Origin of the sequence: Rhodococcus sp. ARP2, from assembly GCF_001029585.1 — a bacterium.
In the GTDB taxonomy this organism is placed as follows: Bacteria; Actinomycetota; Actinomycetes; order Mycobacteriales; family Mycobacteriaceae; genus Rhodococcus_F; species Rhodococcus_F erythropolis.
This window is the reverse complement of sequence record NZ_LEKE01000032.1, coordinates 101,119-122,008: the sequence shown is the minus strand read 5'-3', so window position 1 is coordinate 122,008 and position 20,890 is coordinate 101,119. Positions and strand designations below refer to the sequence as shown.

Sequence of the window (20,890 nt, the reverse complement as noted above, 5' to 3'; positions counted from 1 at the left end):
CGTACCCAGCTCAGGAGAATCCATGTTCGTGCATTCCAGACGCCGCATCGCGGCGCCGATCGCCGCCACGGCACTCGCCAGTGGCGTCATCCTCGCGGGAATCCCCGCATCAGCGGCCCCGGTGACAACAACTTTCGGAACGAGTTGCCTCGCAACCCCGTCCGCCGTCGCCGGTCCGACCACGCAGTCCCAGTCCGGTTCGGTCATCGTCGACGCACCGGAGAGCGTCGGAGCGGGTGAGACCTTCGAGGTCACCATCCAACCCGGTCCCATCGCCTTCCCCGGATCGGCTTCGGGGGCGACCGTCCAGAACGTCTCCCGCATCAAGGTCGACGTCGACGTTCCCGCGAACGCCACCCTGGTGGAAGCCACCATCGTTCCCGGAACTTCGGCAGGGCTCAGCGGTGTCGCGCCGAACATCCTGCGTGTCAACGAGAACGGCAACGTCGATCCCAACGGAACGATTCTGCGTCTCTCCGGAAACAACCAGGTCATCGGAAACAGCCCCAGCTCGAGCATCAACTCCGAGGGCGGCATCGTCGTCAAGGCGACCGGCAAGAACGTCGACGGTTCCAACAATGCCGACGGCTACACCCAGTTCCAGCTCCCCCAGGTCAAGGCAGTTCTCAAGGCCGGCGATTCAGGGGACGTCGCGATGAAGGTACGCACCGGCGGCAGCGCGGGAGCGTGGAACAACGATCGCAACTTCCTCACGTTCCTCCCCAAGGCCACCCTGGTCATCACCGCCTGGGCACCCACGCGATGCACCCCGCGTGACGCCGAGAACGGTCCGCTCAACAGCGGCGCAGGCCCCCTCGCCACGACACGGATCATCGAGGCGGACAAGGCAACCACCACCACTGTCGTCGGACCGGCCAACGCCAAGAACGGAACTCCTGTCACTCTGTCGGCCAACGTGAGCGGCGGCGCAAACGGTGGAACCGTCCAGTTCTTCGACGGCGACAACCCCCTCGGCGACGCGGTGCCGGTCACCGGAGGGTCGGCAAGCATCTCCCCGACCTTCACCGAGGACGGACCGCACTCCATCACCGCGAGCTACAGCGGTGCACCCGGATTCCTGGCGTCGACGTCGGCGTCGGCCAAGATCGTGACCGTCACGACCGATGCGCCGCCTGACTCCGTGACCACTACCGCAACGGTTTCGCCGTCTACCGCGAAGGTCGGTCAGGACGTCAACCTCACCGCCAAGGTCGATCCGCAGGGCACCGGCGGCACCGTCGACTTCATCGTCGACGGCACCGAAACGCTGACTGCCACGGTCGGAACAGACGGAGTTGCCATCGCTCCGTACACCTTCACCTCGACAGGAACGCACAAGGTTGTCGCGAAGTTCACGGGTTCACCAGGATTCGCGCCGTCCGCTGCCCCGGCATTCCCGGTCAGTGTCACGACTCCGGCTCCCGCTGACGTCGAGACGTCCACGGTTCTCGACGCCGTCGGAACTGTTCAGAAGAACACCCCGGTGACACTCAAGGCAACGGTCGATCCGGCCGGTGCCACGGGCAAGGTCCAGTTCAAGGTCGGTGACACCCTCATCGGTGGACCGGTCGACGTGGTCAACGGTGTCGCAACGGTACCGGCCACCTTCTACAACTCCGGGACCTACAGTGTCACCGCCGAATTCGTGGGTGGTTCGGGCTACACGTCCTCGGCCTCCGCGCCGCAGACCCTGACCGTCCCCGGTGATACCGACGGCGGACCCGGTGGCGGAACCGGCAGCCTCGACCTCGGCACCCTCTTCGGGTCGCTGGGCGGCTGACAAGGTGGGCTGACGATCTGAAACTGCAAAAGGGGCGTGCCGTCGAATCCTCGACGACACGCCCCTTTTCGGTTCGCGGTGAACTATCCGGCAGCAGGCTCCGCCGGAACAGCCGTAGCCGTCTTGCCGCCGGTGATCTTCACGATCGGCAGAACCAGCGCTGCCGGAGCCGACGCCGGCACCACGGGCGACTTGGGTGCAATCGGAGCCAAACGCTCGTAGCCGCTGCCCTGGGCGGGACGCAGGTCCGTCTCCCCCTTGTTCGGCCACAGCGAGGCCGAGCGCTCGGCCTGAGCGGCGATGGTCAGCGACGGATTCACGCCGAGATTGGCCGACACCGCTGCACCGTCGACGACGCTGAGCGTCGGGTAGCCGTACACGCGGTGGTACGGATCGATGACACCGTGATCGGAATCCGACGCGATAGCGCAACCGCCCAGGAAGTGCGCGGTCAAAGGAACGTTGAAGATCTCGCCCCACGTGCCGCCTGCGACGCCGTCGATCTTCGCGGCAACTCGACGCGTCGCCTCGTTGCCCTCGGGAATCCACGTCGGGTTCGGCTGACCGTGGCCCTGCTTGCTGGTGACCTTGCGTCGACCGAACAGGCCCTTCTTCGTGTACGTGGTGATCGAGTTGTCGAGGTTCTGCATGACCAACGCAATGATCGTGCGCTCGCTCCAGTCCTTGACAGTCAGCATGCGCAGCATCTGGTACGGGTTCTTCGCGACCACACCGAGGAACTTGATCCACCGCGGTGTCGAGCCACCGCCATCCGTCATCAAGGTCTGCAGCAGTCCCATCGCGTTGGAACCCTTGCCGTAGCGGACCGGCTCGATGTGGGTGTCACTACTCGGGTGGAACGACGACGTGATCGCCACTCCGCGGGTCAGGTCGAGTGCAGGATCGACCTTGTACTTGCCTGCGCCGACGATGGATTCGGAGTTCGTTCGAGTCAGCTCGCCGAGCTTGTCGGAGAGCTTGGGCAGCGCTCCGGTGTCCTTCATGTCGAAGAGCAGATGCTGAGTGCCCCACGTTCCGGCCGCGAGAATCACGTTCGCAGCCGTGTAGGTGCGGCGGTTCTTTCGTCCGAATGCACCGGTTCGCTCGGTGAACACATCCCACGAACCGTCGCGAGCCTCACGAAGTCCGGACACAGTGGTCATCGGAATGATCTCGGCGCCGGCTGTCTCGGCAAGGCCCAGGTAGTTCTTGAGGAGAGTGTTCTTCGCGCCGTGACGGCAGCCCGTCATGCACTCGCCGCACTCGATGCAACCTGTGCGCTCGGGTCCGACGCCGCCGAAGTACGGGTCCTTCGCCTTCTTGCCCGGCTCACCGAAGTAGACGCCGACGGGCGTCTGGATGAACGTGTCGCCGACGCCCATGTCGTCGGCGACCGACTTCATGATCTCGTCAGCGGGCGTCATGTGCGGATTCTGCACGACGCCGAGCATCTTCTGAGCCTGCTCGTAGTACGGGGTGAGCTCACTTCGCCAGTCGGTGATGTGCGCCCACTGCTTGTCCTGGAAGAACGGCTCCGGTGGCTGGTACAGCGTATTGGCGTAGTTCAACGACCCGCCGCCGACCCCTGCACCCGCGAGGATGAGGCAGTCGCGCAGCAGATGCACGCGCTGAATGCCGAAGCAACCCAGCTTCGGAGCCCAGAGGAACTTCTTGAGATCCCAGCTGGTCTTCGCGAAATCTTCGTCGGCATACCGTCGGCCGGCTTCGATGACGCCGACCTTGTAGCCCTTCTCCACGAGACGAAGCGCGCTCACGCTTCCGCCGAACCCGGATCCGACGATCAGTACGTCGTAGTCCGTTGCCCGTTGCTTGCCCATCAGGACACCTCCACCGTGAACCGTAGTTACCCGCCAGTATGCACCTATCCCTTGTGACTACCACCACAAGGGGCCCCATAAGCGTAACCGCAAGTATCAGGAACGGAAGAAAGTCCTGCACAACGAACTGTGGCCCCGGTTCACGAAGAACCGGGGCCACAGAAAGGTACAAACTACGCGCGGACCGTCAGCCCGACCTTCTGGAACTCCTTGAGGTCGGAGTACCCGGCCTTGGCCATCGACCGACGAAGACCGCCGACGAAGTTCAGAGAACCGTACGGATCATCCGAAGGACCGCTCAGGACCTGATCCAGGCTCGGACGCTCGCCGTAGGAAACCGGAAGAAGCGCTCCACGCGGAACCGAAGGATGAGCCGCAGCGGACGGCCAGTACCAGCCGCCACCCGGCGCCTCGGCGGACACGGCCAGCGGCGCGCCCAGAACGGCAGCGTCGGCACCGCAGGCGATGGCCTTCGCCAGATCACCCGAAGTTGCGATGTCACCGTCGGCGATGACGTGGACGTAGCGTCCACCCGTCTCGTCGAGGTAGTCGCGCCTGGCTGCTGCAGCGTCGGCAATGGCCGTGGCCATCGGAACGCCGATACCCAGGACCTCACCGGTGGTGGTTGCACCCTCGGTGGAGCCGTACCCGACGATGACACCGGCAGCGCCGGTACGCATCAGGTGCAGCGCGGTGCGGTGGTCACTGACCCCACCAGCGACAACCGGAACGTCGAGTTCCGAGATGAACGTCTTGAGGTTCAGCGGTTCCTGCTCGGTGTGCACGACGTGCTCGGCCGAGATGATCGTCCCGTGGACGACCAGCAGGTCGATTCCGGCCTTGATCAGCTCGGGCGTCAGTGCGCGCGCATTCTGCGGACTGACCCGAACGGCAGTGGTGACCCCCGAATCACGGACCTGCGCCACCGCAGCAGCCAGAAGACCCGCCTGCAGCGGTGCCGCGTGCAGCTCCTGCAAGTAGCGGATGGCTGCGTCGACGCCACCGTCCTTCTCGGCGATCTCGACGAGACGCCGGAGCTTCTCCTCGACATCGGGGTGACGGCCCCACAGGCCTTCACCGTTGATGACACCGAGGCCGCCGCGCTTACCCAGCTCGATCGCGAAGGTCGGCGAGACCAACGCGTCGGTGGGATGTGCGAGGACTGGGATGTCGAACCTGTAAGCGTCGAGCTGCCAAGCAGTCGACACCTCCTTCGACGAACGGGTTCGCCGGGAGGGAACGATGTTCACATCGTCCAACTCGTAGGTACGTCGGGCCGTTCGACCCATGCCGATCTCAACGAGGTCGCGCACGCGCGCCCCTTTCTCGTGTACTGGTTGCTAACGAGCGGTGTAGTTGGGTGCTTCGACAGTCATCGTGATGTCGTGCGGATGGCTTTCCTTCAAACCGGCCGCCGTGATCTGGACGAACTGAGCGTTCTGCAGGTGCTCGATCGTCGCCGACCCCGTGTAACCCATGGCAGCGCGCAGACCACCGGTGAGCTGGTGCGTCACCTGGGAAAGCGGGCCACGGAACGGAACACGTCCTTCGATGCCTTCCGGAACCAACTTGTCCTCGGAAAGTACGTCGTCCTGGAAGTACCGGTCCTTGGAGTACGACTTTGCCTCGCCACGCGATTGCATCGCGCCGAGCGAACCCATTCCGCGGTAGCTCTTGAACTGCTTGCCGCCGACCAGGATCAGTTCGCCGGGCGATTCAGCGGTACCGGCCAGGAGCGAACCCAGCATGGCCGTCGACGCACCCGCGGCAAGAGCCTTCGCGATGTCACCGGAGAACTGGAGTCCACCGTCAGCGATGACGGGCACACCCAGAGGCTTGCACGCGGCAACCGCTTCCAGGATGGCCGTGACCTGAGGGGCACCGACACCGGCGATGACGCGGGTGGTGCAGATGGAACCAGGGCCGACTCCGACCTTGACGGCATCGACGCCGGCTTCGACCAGTGCCAGAGCACCCGCGCGCGTAGCGACGTTGCCACCGATGATCTGAACCCGCTCACCCAGTTCACGCTTGAGCTTGGCGATCATGTCGAGAACGTTGGACGAATGACCGTGCGCACTGTCCACCACGAGTACGTCCACACCGGCATCGGTGAGCGCCATCGCACGCTGGAAGGCGTCGTCGCCTGCACCGACCGCAGCGCCGACGAGCAGTCGACCGTCACGGTCCTTGGTAGCGTCCGGATGCTGCTCGGTCTTGACGAAGTCCTTGACCGTGATCAGACCGGTGAGCTTGCCGTTGCCGTCGACGATCGGCAGCTTCTCGATCTTGTGCCGACGAAGAAGGCCCAGTGCCACGTCTGCGGTGACGCCTTCCTGAGCGGTGATCAGCGGCATCTTGGTCATGATCTCGACGACCGGACGATTCTGGTCGACCTCGAACCGCATGTCACGGTTCGTGACGATGCCGACCAACTGGCCGGCGTCGTCGGTGACCGGCAGACCCGAGATGCGGAAGCGAGCGCACTTCGCGTCGACCTCACCCATCGTGTCGGTCGGCTTACACGTGACGGGATCGGTCACCATGCCGGCCTCGGAGCGCTTGACGGTCTCGACCTGTCCTGCCTGAACCTCGACGGACGAGTTACGGTGCAGAACACCCATGCCGCCGGCGCGTGCCATCGCAATTGCCATGCGCGACTCGGTGACGGTGTCCATCGCAGAACTGACCAACGGAATCCGCAGACGGATGTCGCGGGTCAGTTGACTGGACGTGTCGACCTGGCTCGGGATGACGTCGGACGCAGCAGGCAACAGCAGCACGTCGTCGTAAGTCAGTCCCAGCATTGCGACCTTGTTGGGGTCGTCTCCTCCGGTGTGTACATGTCCTGCAGAACTACTCATGCGGTCAGGACCCTCCATGGACCTAGATTCGCCCAGGGCGACCGCTGTAGCAGCCGCCTCGAAACGGATTACGAAAGCTGGATATCGGATAGAAGGCGCCTGCACGGAAAGAAATTCCTGGCACCTTTTCCCGGCGTTGCACACCATGGTATCGGCTCACTCAAAGGTCCGAACCATCCCACCCACGCTGCGGGTACGCGTAACAAGTGGCGCTGACCCCCCTGACCTGCGTACCGTGGTGCTGTGCGTGATCAACTGCCCCCCGGTCTGCCGCCAGATCCCTTCGCCGGCGACCCAGCTGACCCCTCCGCGGCTCTCGATGCCATCGAGCCGGGTCAACCACTCGACCCCCACGAACGCCAAGCGGTCGAGGAGGATCTCGCTGACCTCGCCGTCTACGAGGCACTCCTCGCTCACCGCGGCATCCGCGGTCTCGTAGTGTGCTGCGAAGACTGCCAACAAGATCACTACCACGACTGGGACATGCTGCGCGCAAACCTGCTGCAGCTCCTCGTGGACGGAACCGTCCGCCCCCACGAGCCTGCCTACGACCCGATGCCTGAGGCATATGTCACGTGGGACTACTGCCGTGGATACGCCGACGCGTCGATGAACGAGGCGATGCAAGGCGACGGTTTCGACAGCTGAGCGAAACCCCACCAGGTTCAAACGAAAGTGGCCGACAAGCAATTGCTTGTCGGCCACTTTCGTATGAACCTGGACCGCAACGATGCGATCAGAGCGGGAACCTCAGGGTGGGGGTGAAGAAGAATCACCCGACGGCGACGAGGCCGGGGCCAGTGACGTCGTTGTCGTGGTGGTCGTCGTGGTCGTGGTAGTCGTCGTGGGCGACGATGACGGTGTAGACGACGCCGCGCTTGGACCAGGCGCTTGCATGATTCCAGGGTCGGGCGTTGTCGTTGTGGTCACGCCGCCAGACAACTGAGGGTTGGCCGGATTGACTGAAGTCCCCGGAATCGCCGTGGGAGAGGTGGCAAGCGAGGATTGCTGATCGGACGTCAACGGCGGTACTGCGGGTGACGTGGTCTCCTGGACCTGCGTCATCAACTTGCCCCAACGCTCGACGAGATCCGTCTTGTCCTGCGAGTCCTTGACCGCATCGGCACGGTGAGCTGCGTTGTCCAGCACCATCTTTGCCGCGGGAATGTCCCCGGCGGCCAACAGACGCTCGGCCTTTTCCAGCTCGGATGTCGTGTCGATCTTCGCGACCGTCGAGTTGGCCTCGTCGGCGAAGACGACCTGCTTGACGCCCCAGAGGGCATCGCCGGGCTGGGCGTCGTACGCCATCGCTGTGGCACCACCGAAGACCACTGCTGCAACAGCTGCTGCGGCGGCGATCGGGCGGACCACACGCAATCGGGAACGGGAACGTGAACGCTGACGATCGGAGAAGCCGGACGGCGTCGCTGTGATTGCAGCGATGACATCGTCCAACAACGGACCCTCGGGCATCGGAGTCGCAACGACATCGTCACGCCATTGCGAGAGAATCAACGCAAGTTCGTACTGTTCGGTGCTATCGGTTGCTACCGGCCCGCCACTCGAAATGGACTCGATCAGCGCATCGTCACGCCGAACCGCAGCCAAGTCCACTGGCGTACCGTCGTCGGCGAGATCACCGAGATTCGAAGCGTCACGCCCCTCGTCTCTAGCCAAAGCTCTCACCTGCTTTCGTTACTTCTTTTTTCAGTTTCGCGATCGCCCTGTGCTGAGCGACTCGTACAGCTCCGGCGGTACTACCGACGGCGACGGCCGTTTCCTCGGCCGACATCCCGACCACCAGGCGAAGTATCAAGATTTCTCGATGCTTCTCCGGAAGTGTGCCGAGAAGTTCATGCATCTGTCTGCTGGACTCCGAATCGAGTGCTCGCTGTTCGGGACCATCATCCAGTGCTATTACATCCGGTACTTCGGAAACGGGCTCCGACTTGTTACGGGCGGAACTTCTATGTGCGTCCGCAACCTTGTGCGCGGCAATTCCGTACACAAAGGCCATGAACGGGCGTCCCTGGTCTTGATAACGCGGCAGCGCGGTCATCACGGCCAGACACACTTCCTGCGCGACGTCGTCAGCGGACAGGTGTCCCCGCTCGGCCGCACCCACTCGACCGCGGCAGTAGCGCACCACCATCGGTCGGATGTTCTCCAGAACCAAAGCTAGAGCTGTACGGTCGCCCTGCGCAGCAGCGGCGACCGCGGTGTCCAACTCATCGCTCGTATTTGTCATCGTCAGCGAAAATCCTGGCGTTACAGTGGCACCTCCCGAGCGGGTGTGCTCCCGCTCTCAGCGGAACCCTCTAAGAGTAACCATCCGGACCGGCTGGTCTCCGCATGCCCGCCCAGCAGTCGCGATATCGAAACAGCCCTGTGGGAATCGTTCGCGAGAGACTTCGGGTGGATCGATTACGACAAAGGTAGGAGTGATCCACCGCGCATCGCAATCAGATCGCCGATCTCACGGGCACTCGGCGAGGTCCTCCCGCCGCTCACGCCCTCGATCAGCAGCGACGACGCCCAGGCCAGGGGCAGCAGGCCGTATTGCTGACACCGCGCCAGCACTTCCGCTGCCGACTCCACCGCCGAGCTCGGGTCTGTTCCGGTCAGCGCGGCGCTGCGCAGTAGATCCGACTTCACGCGGTGCCGGACGGACTCCGATTTCCCCGACAATTCGACGGCGCGTTCTGCGTGTCTGCGGGCGCGCGCGAAGTCACCTCCCGCCAGCGCCAGTTCCGCCGAGACCCATTCGATCCGAATTTCCTGCCGCCACAGCCCGCCCTCGCCGCCCAGACGGGTCCGACATTCCGCCAGCAGGCGCCAGCCGAGCGGAAGCCGGCCACAACCGAGGGCGTCCGCGGCCAGACCGGTCAGAGCGTCACAGGCAGCCTCAGGATCGACTGGCAGACCGCCGACGATCGCCAGTGCGCGCCCGTCCCACGTCGACGCGAGTGCATGACGTCCACTCTGGCGAAGAAACGACGCCCTCGTACTGGCGGACAGAGAGGCAAGAACTCGATCCGAGTGCGTCGAGGACCCCGTCGTGAGCCGATCGAGGACATCCAATGCTGCCCGCGCTCTGGCGTAGTGCCCCTGACCACCCAGAATTACTGCCGTTGTCCACCAATCCCGGGTAGAGCACGGCGCCGGGAGACGGTCAAGGTCCGGATCCGCACCGAATGCGGCGGATTCGAGAGTCCCGGGAAGTAGAGGTGATTCGGTGAACGAAGGCGATTCAGGGGGCTCAGGTGTCGACACAGGTAGATCATCGCAGCAGCGCCAACAGACAAGCGCCTGACCGATGCCGTTTGCCGCACGGGAAGACGAAAAGGCAAGTTTGTCGGAGTTAATCAGATATTCAACTGAGATTTGCCGAATGTACTCGTAATGATATTTAACGGGCATATATCCGTGACGTTAACTGCGCATTACTTATTGGACAGATGTCCTAGTTGAAACTTGGGCACTAAGTCCCGAAATGGAGTACGACCCTGCCCGCGCAATATCGGACAAATGACGCAAACCGAGCCGGCGGGCTGAGTGTTTTCGCCGGGCGATCAGCAGCAAACATATCCCTGATCTGTGGGTTTCGCATCTCGAGCAGCCAGGCTTGCCTGCCACCACCTCGATCGACCCGATTTCAACATCGGCGGAGCACAACGCATGAGAGACCCGAAATGTAAATATATACTTCGTTAACTCTCGCATTTCGATATATGCCGATCGCCACTGAACGAGCCTATTGACGCGATTTACTCAGCACCCTTACGGTTAGCAAGCGTGAACGATTCAGAAGGCCCGGATAACCTCCGGGCAACTTGGTCCGCTCGTTGATCAACGCGAGCTTGCAGTAAGGAGTCAACATGCCTGCACCGAATCACCTTCCAGGCCCCAACGCAGACATCTGGGACTGGCAGATGCACGGTCTGTGCCGCGGAGTCGACTCCTCCATGTTCTTCCATCCCGATGGCGAACGCGGTAGAGCACGTGCCCAGCGCGAAACCCGCGCAAAAGAGATGTGCCGTCAGTGCCCGGTACTGATGCAGTGCCGCAGCCACGCGCTGACCGTCGCCGAGCCGTACGGCATCTGGGGAGGAATGTCGGAAACCGAACGTGAACTACATGCGCGCCACCGTCGCACCACCCGCATAGCTTCCTGATACACGTAGGTCGAGTGCACAAGGCCCCCGAGAGTTTTCGGGGGCTTTTGCTTGTTTACATCAGCTCCTGAAAAGAATTTCCGACTCCGACCCATCCTGTCGACAACCGACTCCGAATGCCTTCTGACAGTGCACCTCAGCACATCCCTTCAGGAAGGCAGACCCATGAACACCTCTACTCGAGTTCTGGCAGTCACCGCAGCAGCCTCTTTCGCCGTCTTCGGCGTCGTCGGTTGCTCCTCCGACGACAACGATTCGTCGACCGACACGTCCAGCGCCGCCATGACGTCTTCCGCAATGGGATCGAGCATGTCTCCCAGCAGCGCGATGGCGGAGCCTGCTTCTGATCTGGTCGGTGCCGGTTGTGCCGACTATGCAGCCGCAGTGCCGAGCGGCGCCGGATCGGTCAGCGGAATGGCCCAGGATCCGGTTGCCACAGCGGCATCCAACAATCCGTTGCTCACCACCTTGACCGCGGCAGTCTCCGGCCAGCTCAACCCGGACGTCAACCTGGTCGACACTCTCAACGGCGGCGAGTTCACCGTCTTCGCGCCGATCGACTCGGCATTCGCCAAGATCGACCCCGCGACGATCGACAGCCTCAAGACGGACAGCGCCACGCTGACCAAGATCCTCACCTACCACGTGGTTCCCGGCCAGATCGCTCCTGACGCGATCGACGGAACGCACCCCACCGCCGAGGGCGGAACGGTCACCGTCACCGGATCCGGTGACAACATCAAGGTCAACGACGCAACTGTCGTCTGCGGTGGAGTCAAGACCGCAAACGCCACCGTCTACCTCATCGATTCGGTGCTGATGCCGCAGTAGCCCCCACCTGCTGTGCGCCTTTATTAACCCCCCGCGGTTAATAAAGGCGCACAGCGGCCAACGGCGGGCCGAGAGAAAAGAACCGGACATGCACGCTACGGTTGTACGCGATGAAGCGAGACAACTCTTCGTGAGCGAGCCAGACCATGCGTCGGATGCGGCCGACGCATGCCCGACGGACAATTCTGCGGCCCGCACCGCGCGAATCGTGGAATCACGCGAGCTGGCAGTGATCCTCGCGAACGTGGCCGGTGGCGACCAGAGCGCCTTTGCCGAGTTCTACGACCGAACCAGCTCCCGTGTCTACGGCATGGTTCTCCGTGTACTCCGTGATCCAGGCTTCTCCGAGGAAGCGGTCCAAGAGGTCTACCTCCAAGCCTGGAAATCGGCCGACAGCTTCGATCCTGCCAAGGGGTCCGCACTCTCCTGGCTTCTGACGCTTGCCCACCGCCGCGCGGTGGATCGCGTGCGCTCCGAACAGTCGAGTTCGGATCGACAGGCTCTCTACGACACCACCAATGCCACTCCCGAGTTCGACGTCGTCAGCGACGAAGTGACACGAAGAGACGAGCATCGTGCTGTCACCGACTGTCTCGAAACGCTGACGGACACTCAGCGCCAATCGGTGACTCTCGCCTATTACGGCGGCCGAACGTACCGCGAGGTGGCCGAAGATCTCGGCGTGGCGATTCCCACGATCAAGTCGCGAATTCGCGACGGACTACTGCGCCTACGTGGATGTTTGGGGGTGATGTGAGATGGACGAAGAGCTGATCGACTACGCGTACGCCTACGCGATCGATGCGTTGGACCTCGACGAGCGCCGTGAGGTCGACAGACGACTTGCCGCTTCGGACTCCGCGACCCGCGCCGAATTCGACGCCCAGGTCCGACTCACCTCCGAAACCATGGCCGCGATGACCGTCGTCGACGCCGTCGAGCCCCCGCCGTCACTGCGCAGCAGCGTCCTCGCCTCGATCGCAGAACAGACCGCGGCTCCCAACGCCCCGGTTTCGCTGGCCGAGCGTCGTAACCGTCGACGCCCGTGGACCATGGCACTTGCGGCGGCCGCCGCAGTCGCAATCCTGGTCGGCGGCATCGGAATCGGACGCACGCTGTCCGACAACACGCCGCCGCAGAACCCCGCATCCGAAATCATGGCAGCACCCGACGTTCATGCCACGACGCGTGACATTCCGGGCGGCGGTAGTGCCACGACGCTGTTCTCGCCCTCCGAAGACGCCGCAGTCCTCGTGATGAACGATGTGACTCCCCCGAGTCCGGATACCGTCTACCAGATGTGGCTGGTGCCGGGCGACACCGACGACACCACGATGATCCCGATGGGGACGATGGCTCCGAGCGACGTCAAACCCACTACCCAGGTGGTGCTCGACGGCATCGGCCCGAACACGAAGTTGGCGTTCACGGTCGAACCGCCCGGCGGATCGCAGCAGCCCACCAGCGAGCCGTTCGCAACGATACCGCTCATCTGATCCCCAGACGAAAGAAGAGATCCCCCACCGGAATCCGGTGGGGGATCTCTTCTTTGTCGAAACTACGAGCAGCGAGCTAGTGGCTGTGACCGTGTCCGGTGTCGGCAACTGCCTCGGTCGGCTTCTCGACGACAGCGCTCTCGGTCGTGAGGATCATGCGCGCGACGGAAGCGGCGTTGACCACTGCCGAGCGAGTGACCTTGACCGGGTCGACGACGCCGTCGGCAAGCAGGTTGCCGTAGGTGAGGGTGGCAGCGTTGAAGCCTTCGCCCTTGGTCATCTCGGCGACCTTGCTGACAACGACGGATCCGTCGATGCCTGCGTTGCTGGAGATCCAGAACAACGGAGCGTTGAGGGCTTCACGGACCACGGCAACGCCGGTGGCCTCGTCACCCGACAGGCCGAGGTTCCCGATCAGAGCCGTACCGGCCTGAACGAGAGCCGATCCGCCACCGGGGACGATGCCCTCGGCAACTGCTGCCTTGGCTGCGTTGACCGCATCCTCGACGCGGAACTTGCGTTCCTTGAGATCGGTTTCGGTGGCTGCGCCGACCTTGATGACGGCCACGCCGCCGGACAGCTTCGCCAGACGCTCTTCGAGCTTCTCGCGGTCCCAATCCGAATCGGTGTTCTCGATCTCGCGACGCAACTGCGCGACGCGGGTCGCGATGTCGTCAGCGGTGCCGGCACCGTCGACGATGACCGTCTCGTCCTTGGTGACGACAACGCGGCGAGCGCTGCCGAGCAGGTCGAGGCCGGCTTCCTTCAGGGAGAGGCCGACGTCGGTGTTGATGACGGTGCCTGCCGTGACGACTGCGAGGTCGTCGAGGAATGCCTTGCGACGATCACCGAAGAACGGCGCCTTGACGGCGACGGCCTTGATGGTCTTGCGGATGGAGTTGACCACCAGGGTGGAGAGAACTTCACCCTCGACGTCCTCGGCGATGATCAAGAGCGGCTTGCCGGATTCGGCAACCTTCTCGAGCAGCGGCAGGAAGTCGGGAAGTGAGCTGATCTTCTCGCGGAAGAGCAGGATCAACGCGTCTTCGTAGACGGCCTTCTGCGCATCGATGTCGGTGACGAAGTAGGGCGAGAGGTAGCCCTTGTCGAACTGAACGCCTTCGGTGACAACGAGTTCGGTTGCAACGGTGGAGGATTCCTCGACCGTCACGACGCCGTCGGTTCCGACACGGGTGAGTGCCTCGCCGACGAGCTTTCCGATCTCTTCGTCACGCGAGGAGACGGTGGCGACCTGGGCGATCGACTTCTCGCCCTCGACCGGGGTGGCCGCGGCGAGCAGTTCCTCGACGACCTTGTCGGCTGCGGCGTTGATGCCGACGCCGAGCGCCATCGGGTTCGCGCCCGCTGCGATGTTCTTGAGTCCGCCGCGGACGATGGCCTGGGCCAGAACGGTCGCGGTCGTGGTGCCGTCGCCGGCAACATCGTTGGTCTTGGTGGCGACGCTCTTGACGAGCTGCGCGCCGAGGTTCTCGAAGGGATCTTCGAGCTCGATCTCACGGGCGATGCTCACACCGTCGTTGGTGACGGTGGGGCCGCCGAATGCCTTGGCGAGCACGACGTGGCGTCCACGCGGGCCCAAGGTCACCTTGACGGCGTCGGCAAGCTTGTCGACTCCGGCTTCGAGAGCGCGGCGTGCGGTCTCGTTGAACGCAATTTGCTTGGACATCTGTTCTGTCAGCTCCTGAATCTTCGGGGCGTGAACGCATTCCGCCCCGGGATCCTGTGTGGACTCCGGGGCGGATCACGTGTGTCTTACTTGGAGACGACAGCCAGCACGTCGCGTGCCGACAGGATCAGGTATTCCTGGCCGGCGTACTTGATCTCGGTTCCGCCGTACTTGGAGTAGATGACCGTGTCACCCTCCTTGACGTCGACCGGGATGCGGTTGCCCTGCTCGTTGACGCGGCCTTCGCCGACTGCAACGACGGTGCCCTCCTGGGGCTTTTCCTTGGCTGTGTCAGGAATGACCAGGCCGGAAGCCGTCGTCGTTTCAGCCTCGTTGGCCTGGACGAGGATCTTGTCCTCGAGCGGCTTGATGTTGACGCTCGCCACGATGAGCCCTCCACTTTGGGGTATGTGCGTCCGAGGCGATCCTCGGACAGCTGTTTGGGTATGCCGTTTACGGCGCGTCACTGCAGTCCCGTCGTCGCGGGTGCCGGAACTCGATCAGCGCCAATTGGCACTCTATACGTGAGAGTGCCAACCCTCAAGGACTGGGCGCATTTTTCTCTTCGTCCAGAGCGAAACAGGACAGCCGTCCACCACGTTCACCTATTGTTCACTTCGTGACGAACATCAATCGCCGTAGTTTTCTGACCTTCGCCGGACTCGGCGCCGTCGGCGCGGTCAGCCTTGGCAAGCCGTGGGGCCTGCAATACGCAGGCGCGTCGACCATTCCGACGTCAGGTCCCGGCACCACTCTCGAGTCCGTGTCCACGCCCGTCAGCAGCAGCGGCTACACCAGGCTCACTGCCGGTCCCGGTTGGGCGAACATCGTGCGCAGCGAGTTGGCCGAGCCGAAGTCAGGACGCGAGGACCGACGCACCGCGCTCGCCTCACTCGTGCAGTTGACCGACGTCCACATCGTCGACGCCCAGTCCCCCATGCGCTTCGAATACGTCCATCAGATCACCGGCTCGGCGTTCCGCCCCCAGGAGACCTTGACGGCGCACGGGTTGATTTCGCTTGTCCGACGCGTCAATTCGATCGGGAGCGGCCCGCACACCTCGCGCCCCTTCGATGCCGTGGTCACCACCGGCGACAACACGGACAACAAGGAATTCGCCGAACTCGACTGGTTCCTCACCTCACTCAACGGCGGAACCGTCGTCGCCAACACCGGCGCCAAGGGCCGCTACGAGGGTGTGCAGAACTCGGGTGCCGATCTGTACTGGAACCCTGAATCGCCGATGCTCGACATGTACAAGAAGGCCGGCTTCCCGGAGATTCCGGACTTCTTCGGGGCCGCGTTCACTCCCGTGTCGAGCCCCGGCCTGAACACCCCTTGGTACTGCGTGTTCGGCAACCACGACGATTCGGTGTCCGGCACGGTGCCAAGCGGCATCCCACCGCTCGAAGCGATGTACACGGGATCTCTCAAATTCGAGGTGCCCGGTTCACCGGAGCAGGCCAAGCAGATCGACATCGCCACCAAGTTCGATCCCAGTGCGATTCCCGGAATCCTGTCCGCCTTCACGACGCCGCCGCGCCAGGTCACCCCCGACCCGTCGCGCGCACCGTTCACACCCCGGCAGTTCATCGCCGCACACCTTGATCCCGCGCACACCGGCCCCGGCCCTGTCGGGCACGGTTTCGCCCCCGACGCCGGCGAAACCGGTATCGGCTACTACTCGTTCCAGATCGCACCGGGCGTCGTCGGCATCAGCATGGACTCCACCAACCGCGCAGGCCTTGTCGACGGTTCGCTGGGCGCCGCTCAGTTCCAGTGGATCGAGAACACCCTGCGCGCCGGCAGCAGCACCTACTACGACGCCGCGGGCTCTCGCGTCACCGAGTCGCGCAGTGACACCTATTTCGTGCTGTTCAGTCACCACACGAGCGACACGATGGACAATCTCATTCCCGACCCCGAGAACGTCCTCGAGCCGCGCCTGCGCGGTTCACAGCTTCTGGACTTGCTGCATCGTTTCCCGAACGTACTTGCCTGGGTGAACGGACACACCCACGAGAACAAGATCACCCCGTGGCCCGGCGCGACCCCCGAGCAGGGCTTCTGGGAGATCAACACCGCCTCTCACATCGACTACCCACAGCTCGGGCGCATCATCGAGATCGCGGACAATCACGACGGAACGGTGTCGTTGCTTGCGACGCTCTTCGAAGCGGAAAGTCCCAATTCAGTCGAGTACAGCGACAAGTCGGCGGCCGGGCTCGCCTCGCTGTACCGCGAACTGTCGTTCAACGACATCCACCGCGACCCGAAGTTGACGGGTACCGGCGTCGACCAGAACGTCGAATTGTTGGTCCACACCGGACGATGACTCCGATTGCCGCAGTGTCCTAGGTGATTTCAGGTCCGCTCGAAGGCGAGCGGTGCGCTTTCGCCCACGACACTGCGGCAACCACAAATCGAACGCCGAATCCGATCAACACCAGATTGCAGACGATCTGAAGGCTCACGAGTCCCCTGGCAAGGTCCGTCTGTGCAGCGATGTCGCCGAAGCCGACGGTCGAGAACACCGACAGCGAAAAGTACAGGGCCGCCATACGCGACAGCGGTTCGGTGAAACTGCCGGCACTCGCATGCTCGACCGAAAAATAAGTGATGGACACCAACAGCAAGTAGGTCGGCATCACGACCGCCACTGCTTCGACCGCCTGCAGAGAAGGCACATCGGAACGCAGAATTCGACGCACCTGCCAGGTCGTCACGGCAAGCACCGCTGCCCCTCCACCGATCAAGAGGAAAATCGCACCCACTGTGTGGACATCGATCCACGGCAGGAAGAAGTACGCACATCCGAAGGCGATCATCGTCAGCGTGGGTCGAAGCACCGCACCCCGGATCAGCGCGCGTCGTCGATCCCGGTCGATGTGGGGAGAATCGCCTTTTTTCCGCATGAATCAATGATCGACAATTTCGCAGGTAAAACCACCCTTTCGGTCCGAAAAGGGTGTCATGGAGACAAAAAGCACTGAGCAATCCTCACGAACCTTCTGTAACGTTCATATAACGGCGGTCGATTGAACATTGACCGGTATTGACTGTGAGGAGGTGCGCGATGAGTTGTTCACTGGGAATTTCCACTGGATCTTCCGGTGTCTATTCAGCACTCGTCGACACCGATACCAGCACAAACGCGCCAGGAGCGGTACCTGCCGAGACTCGCTTCGTCTCGGCGGATCAGGCCAATTCAAACGTCGGTGACCTCGTCCGGGCGTCCATCAAGCTGATGACGACGCAGGTAACGGACGGATCTGAAGCGCCGCGCTCGATCGGTGTCAGCTATCGCACGGACGACCAGCTCGCGAGCATCAGGTCATCTCTCTCGCGCTCGCCGAAGCAGGTCCGTGCCATCCCCGAACCTGCCGCAGTACACGCGTATCTCGCCGAGACCGGGAAAACCGAGCGGTACGACACGACAGCTCAGGTGGACGTCGGCGATCAGGGTCTGACGGTGTCCGTCGTCGACCACACCGGTGAGGTTCTGCATTCCGACCGTATCGACGCCCTCGCAGGGGCCGGAATCGACCGGGCATTGGTCGACTTCGTGACGGAGAAGGCGCCAGGGCACCTGCGCCGGTACACCGACGCGGAGCTTCTTGCTGCCCGGTGCCACGTCGCGAAAGAGCAACTGTCCACCGCCGCCAAGGTGACCATCGACCTTCCCGTCGACGCAATGGCGATCACGCGCGACGAGTTCGAAGCCATCATCGCCCCGGATATCGAGCGCGCCGTCACCTTCATCCGTGAAGTCGTGAACGGCTCACCGCGGCCGGTCGGTGCCGTTGTGCTCATCGGCGGTGGCGCACACATTCCGGCCGTGCGGTCCGCCGTCGCCGCTGCCGTCGACCTCCCCTTGGTCGAGATCGTCGAGCCCGAGACTGCGGCAACCAAAGGTGCTGCACTCCTGGCAGATTCGATCACCGCAATTCGTTTCCCCTTGCTGGGCTCCGGAAGTGACCAGCGCTCGGGATCCACCGCCAAGGTCTCGGGAGCTTTGATCGGTGCGCTCGTGGTCGGCGGACTGGTACTCGGCTACGGCGCAAAGGAATTGGTGCCGACCGACGACACCGCGGTCTCTCCTGTCGGAACCGGTTCGACCACGACGACGGTGAGCCCCGAAGCGACGCCGAGCACCGGATCGACGATCATCCCCTCGCATGATCCTCTGCCTTCGGTAGTGGGCAGCACTTTCCCGCAGTACGGCTATCCCACAACGCCTTTCGACTCACAGCCGTTCGACACTCACTCGTACACAACGCATCAGTACACGCTTCCGCCGGCGCCGATACCGGACACGTCGACGACAACCACACCGCCGACGACGACAACGACCACCCCGAATTGGCCGACCATCCCCGGAATCACGCTGCCCGATCCACCGGCGTGGTGGCCGACGCTTCCGGACACCGAGGCGACGCCCCCGGTCGATCCGACCGAGGCAAACCCCGGCGGCGGTCTCGGCCCGGGTGAGAGCGGCGGCGAAAACCCGACGACGCCGGAGAATCCTGGATCCGGTTCCACCGAAACCGAACTCACCACGCCCGGTGGTGATCCGACAACAAAACCCGGTGAACCGAATACCTCGACGCCCGAACCCGGCCCCGCGGCCACACCGGATCGGGAACCGGTCCCAGTCGGTTGATTCTCAGTCGGTTGATTCTCAGCGCATCAACTGGCTGACCGAGACCGACAGCCCCGGGTCCGTGGCAACACTCAATTCCGAAGGGCCTGCACCATTTCCGATCAGGTGGGCAGCCAACGAAGCGATCATCACGCCGTTGTCCGTGCACAGTCGAGGTTTCGGAATGCGCAACGTGATGCCGGCTTCGGCGCAGCGCTGCTCGGCGAGTGAACGGATACGTGAATTGGCCGTGGCGCCGCCGCCGAGAACCAACGTGTCGACCCCGACGTCCTTGGCGGCACGCACTGCCTTCATCGTCAGGACGTCGGCAACCGCTTCCTGGAACGAGGCAGCGATTTCCGGGATCGAAAAGGCCTCGCCTGCGCGCTCTTTCGATTCGACATAGCGGGCGACGGACGTCTTGAGTCCCGAGAACGAGAAGTCGTGCCGCGAATCGCGCGGGCCGGTCATGCCGCGGGGGAAGGCGATCGCGTTCCGATCTCCCTCTTGCGCAGCAGCATCGAGTGCCGGTCCGCCGGGAAAGCCGAGCCCGAGCAGTCTGGCCACCTTGTCGAAGGCCTCACCGGCGGCATCGTCGACAGTCGTGCCCAGTTCGACAATGGGCTTGCCCAGATCTTCGACGTGAAGCAGGTGCGTGTGACCACCGGAGACCAGCAATGCGACGCACGAGGGCAGCGGACCGTGCTCGAGAGTGTCAACCGAGACGTGACCACCGAGATGATTGACCGCATAGAACGGGATGTTCCAGGCTGCGGCATAGGCTTTCGCGGCGGCGACACCGACCAGTAGCGCGCCGGCCAGGCCGGGTCCGATGGTGACGGCAAGTGCGTCGGGCTTCTCGATACCGGCGGCAGCAAGGGCACGGCGCATCGTCGGCACTATCGCCTCGAGGTGAGCCCGCGAGGCTACTTCGGGAACAACTCCCCCGTACCTGGCGTGCTGATCCACGCTCGATGCCACCTCGTCGGCCAACAGGTCGCAGGTTCCGTCACCGTTCCAGCGAACGATACCGACACCTGTTTCGTCGCAAGAGCTTTCGACACCCATGACGATCATGCTTGCTGCTCCTCAATTTCGCGGACACCGAGCACGGCGGGCCGTCTCATCGTGTACGCATCTGCCCCACTGGGCTGGTAGTACTTCTTTCGTGTTCCGACGATCTCGAATCCTTCGCGCCGGTACAGCGCGATGGCAGGGTCGTTGTCGGTGCGCACTTCCAGGAACACCGGACACTGCCGTGAATCCGCCAGGGTCAGAAGCGCATCGAGCAACGCGCCGCCGATTCCCAGTCGCTGAGCCGAGGGATCGGTACCGATGGTGTGAACCTCGGCCTCCATGTTCGGCGACGCGCCCAACAACGCGACTCCGGCGTAGCCGAGGACGTGACCGTCGGGTTCCCTGGCAACGAAGTAATGATTATGCGCGCCCGCAAGTTCCGAGACGAACGCTTGCGCGCTCCAGGGTCCGTCGCCCGCGAACAACACGCGCTCCAACTCCCCGCACCGTTCGGCGTCATCGACGTTCATCGGCTCGATGCTGTACTTCATCTGCTCGGT

At 63.3% G+C, this 20,890-nt stretch carries 19 protein-coding genes; 8 read left to right on the top strand and 11 right to left on the bottom strand.

What is annotated here, in order from left to right; genetic code table 11:
* Positions 1–22 precede the first annotated feature (22 nt).
* Positions 23–1,780 (top strand): Ig-like domain-containing protein, encoded by a 1,758-nt coding sequence (locus ABX74_RS08100; protein ID WP_047888582.1) that lies wholly within the window; start codon positions 23–25, stop codon positions 1,778–1,780.
* Positions 1,781–1,863: 83 nt separating this feature from the next.
* On the opposite strand, the gene ABX74_RS08095 is transcribed toward ABX74_RS08100, so the two are convergent.
* The 3 genes from ABX74_RS08095 to guaB all read right to left on the bottom strand — a co-directional run bounded on the left by ABX74_RS08095 (position 1,864) and on the right by guaB (position 6,482).
* Complete coding sequence (locus ABX74_RS08095; protein ID WP_020906934.1) at positions 1,864–3,618, bottom strand: GMC oxidoreductase; 1,755 nt, start codon at positions 3,616–3,618, stop codon at positions 1,864–1,866.
* Positions 3,619–3,791: 173 nt separating this feature from the next.
* Positions 3,792–4,931 (bottom strand): GuaB3 family IMP dehydrogenase-related protein, encoded by a 1,140-nt coding sequence (locus ABX74_RS08090; protein ID WP_021332462.1) that lies wholly within the window; start codon positions 4,929–4,931, stop codon positions 3,792–3,794.
* A 27-nt stretch (positions 4,932–4,958) separates the two neighbouring features.
* Positions 4,959–6,482, bottom strand: a complete 1,524-nt coding sequence (gene guaB, locus ABX74_RS08085; RefSeq protein ID WP_020723641.1) for an IMP dehydrogenase — start codon at positions 6,480–6,482, stop codon at positions 4,959–4,961.
* Between the two features lie 243 nt (positions 6,483–6,725).
* On the opposite strand from guaB, the gene ABX74_RS08080 reads away from it, so the two are divergent.
* Positions 6,726–7,130, top strand: a complete 405-nt coding sequence (locus ABX74_RS08080) for a DUF5319 domain-containing protein (protein ID WP_047888581.1) — start codon at positions 6,726–6,728, stop codon at positions 7,128–7,130.
* Positions 7,131–7,232: 102 nt separating this feature from the next.
* Here ABX74_RS08080 and ABX74_RS08075 read toward each other — a convergent pair whose 3' ends face one another.
* The 3 genes from ABX74_RS08075 to ABX74_RS08065 form a co-directional block, all read right to left on the bottom strand.
* Positions 7,233–8,168 carry an anti-sigma-D factor RsdA gene (locus tag ABX74_RS08075; RefSeq protein ID WP_223257858.1) on the bottom strand — a complete coding sequence of 312 codons (936 nt, stop codon included), beginning with the start codon at positions 8,166–8,168 and terminating at the stop codon, positions 7,233–7,235.
* Positions 8,152–8,730: a sigma-70 family RNA polymerase sigma factor gene (locus ABX74_RS08070; protein WP_003940953.1), complete on the bottom strand. Its 579-nt coding sequence runs from the start codon at positions 8,728–8,730 to the stop codon at positions 8,152–8,154. Before ABX74_RS08070 ends, ABX74_RS08075 begins: the two co-directional genes overlap by 17 nt.
* 176 nt (positions 8,731–8,906) lie before the next feature.
* A complete protein-coding gene (locus ABX74_RS08065) occupies positions 8,907–9,605 on the bottom strand; it encodes a hypothetical protein (protein ID WP_047888625.1) in 699 nt (232 codons plus the stop codon).
* 755 nt (positions 9,606–10,360) lie between these two features.
* Between ABX74_RS08065 and ABX74_RS08060 the strand changes: the two genes are divergently transcribed.
* The 4 genes from ABX74_RS08060 to ABX74_RS08045 all read left to right on the top strand — a co-directional run bounded on the left by ABX74_RS08060 (position 10,361) and on the right by ABX74_RS08045 (position 12,984).
* Positions 10,361–10,657, top strand: coding sequence for a WhiB family transcriptional regulator (locus ABX74_RS08060; RefSeq protein ID WP_003940939.1), 297 nt, complete (start codon positions 10,361–10,363; stop codon positions 10,655–10,657).
* Positions 10,658–10,822: 165 nt separating this feature from the next.
* Entirely contained in the window at positions 10,823–11,488 is a 666-nt protein-coding gene (locus tag ABX74_RS08055; RefSeq protein WP_007728616.1) for a fasciclin domain-containing protein, read from the top strand.
* Positions 11,489–11,576: 88 nt separating this feature from the next.
* Positions 11,577–12,245: a sigma-70 family RNA polymerase sigma factor gene (locus ABX74_RS08050; protein WP_019747585.1), complete on the top strand. Its 669-nt coding sequence runs from the start codon at positions 11,577–11,579 to the stop codon at positions 12,243–12,245.
* 1 nt (position 12,246) lies between these two features.
* Complete coding sequence (locus ABX74_RS08045; RefSeq protein ID WP_019747584.1) at positions 12,247–12,984, top strand: anti-sigma factor domain-containing protein; 738 nt, start codon at positions 12,247–12,249, stop codon at positions 12,982–12,984.
* 76 nt (positions 12,985–13,060) lie between these two features.
* Here ABX74_RS08045 and groL read toward each other — a convergent pair whose 3' ends face one another.
* Both groL and groES read right to left on the bottom strand, forming a co-directional pair.
* Positions 13,061–14,671 carry a chaperonin GroEL gene (gene groL, locus ABX74_RS08040; RefSeq protein WP_019747583.1) on the bottom strand — a complete coding sequence of 537 codons (1,611 nt, stop codon included), beginning with the start codon at positions 14,669–14,671 and terminating at the stop codon, positions 13,061–13,063.
* Positions 14,672–14,757: 86 nt separating this feature from the next.
* Positions 14,758–15,057, bottom strand: coding sequence for a co-chaperone GroES (gene groES / locus ABX74_RS08035; RefSeq protein ID WP_003940763.1), 300 nt, complete (start codon positions 15,055–15,057; stop codon positions 14,758–14,760).
* Positions 15,058–15,290: 233 nt separating this feature from the next.
* On the opposite strand from groES, the gene ABX74_RS08030 reads away from it, so the two are divergent.
* On the top strand, positions 15,291–17,006 hold the full coding sequence (locus tag ABX74_RS08030; protein ID WP_047888580.1) for a TIGR03767 family metallophosphoesterase: 1,716 nt from the start codon (positions 15,291–15,293) through the stop codon (positions 17,004–17,006).
* A gap of 19 nt (positions 17,007–17,025) precedes the next feature.
* Here ABX74_RS08030 and ABX74_RS08025 read toward each other — a convergent pair whose 3' ends face one another.
* Complete coding sequence (locus tag ABX74_RS08025) at positions 17,026–17,586, bottom strand: potassium channel family protein (protein WP_020906930.1); 561 nt, start codon at positions 17,584–17,586, stop codon at positions 17,026–17,028.
* Positions 17,587–17,747: 161 nt separating this feature from the next.
* Between ABX74_RS08025 and ABX74_RS08020 the strand changes: the two genes are divergently transcribed.
* The gene (locus tag ABX74_RS08020; RefSeq protein ID WP_047888579.1) at positions 17,748–19,334 is read left to right on the top strand and encodes an Hsp70 family protein; all 1,587 of its coding nucleotides are present in this window, start codon (positions 17,748–17,750) and stop codon (positions 19,332–19,334) included.
* An 18-nt stretch (positions 19,335–19,352) separates the two neighbouring features.
* Here the strand turns inward: ABX74_RS08020 and tsaD are convergent, their stop codons facing one another.
* Positions 19,353–20,390, bottom strand: a complete 1,038-nt coding sequence (gene tsaD / locus ABX74_RS08015; RefSeq protein WP_047888578.1) for a tRNA (adenosine(37)-N6)-threonylcarbamoyltransferase complex transferase subunit TsaD — start codon at positions 20,388–20,390, stop codon at positions 19,353–19,355.
* Complete coding sequence (gene rimI / locus ABX74_RS08010) at positions 20,387–20,881, bottom strand: ribosomal protein S18-alanine N-acetyltransferase (RefSeq protein WP_047888624.1); 495 nt, start codon at positions 20,879–20,881, stop codon at positions 20,387–20,389. Before rimI ends, tsaD begins: the two co-directional genes overlap by 4 nt.
* Positions 20,882–20,890 lie beyond the last annotated feature (9 nt).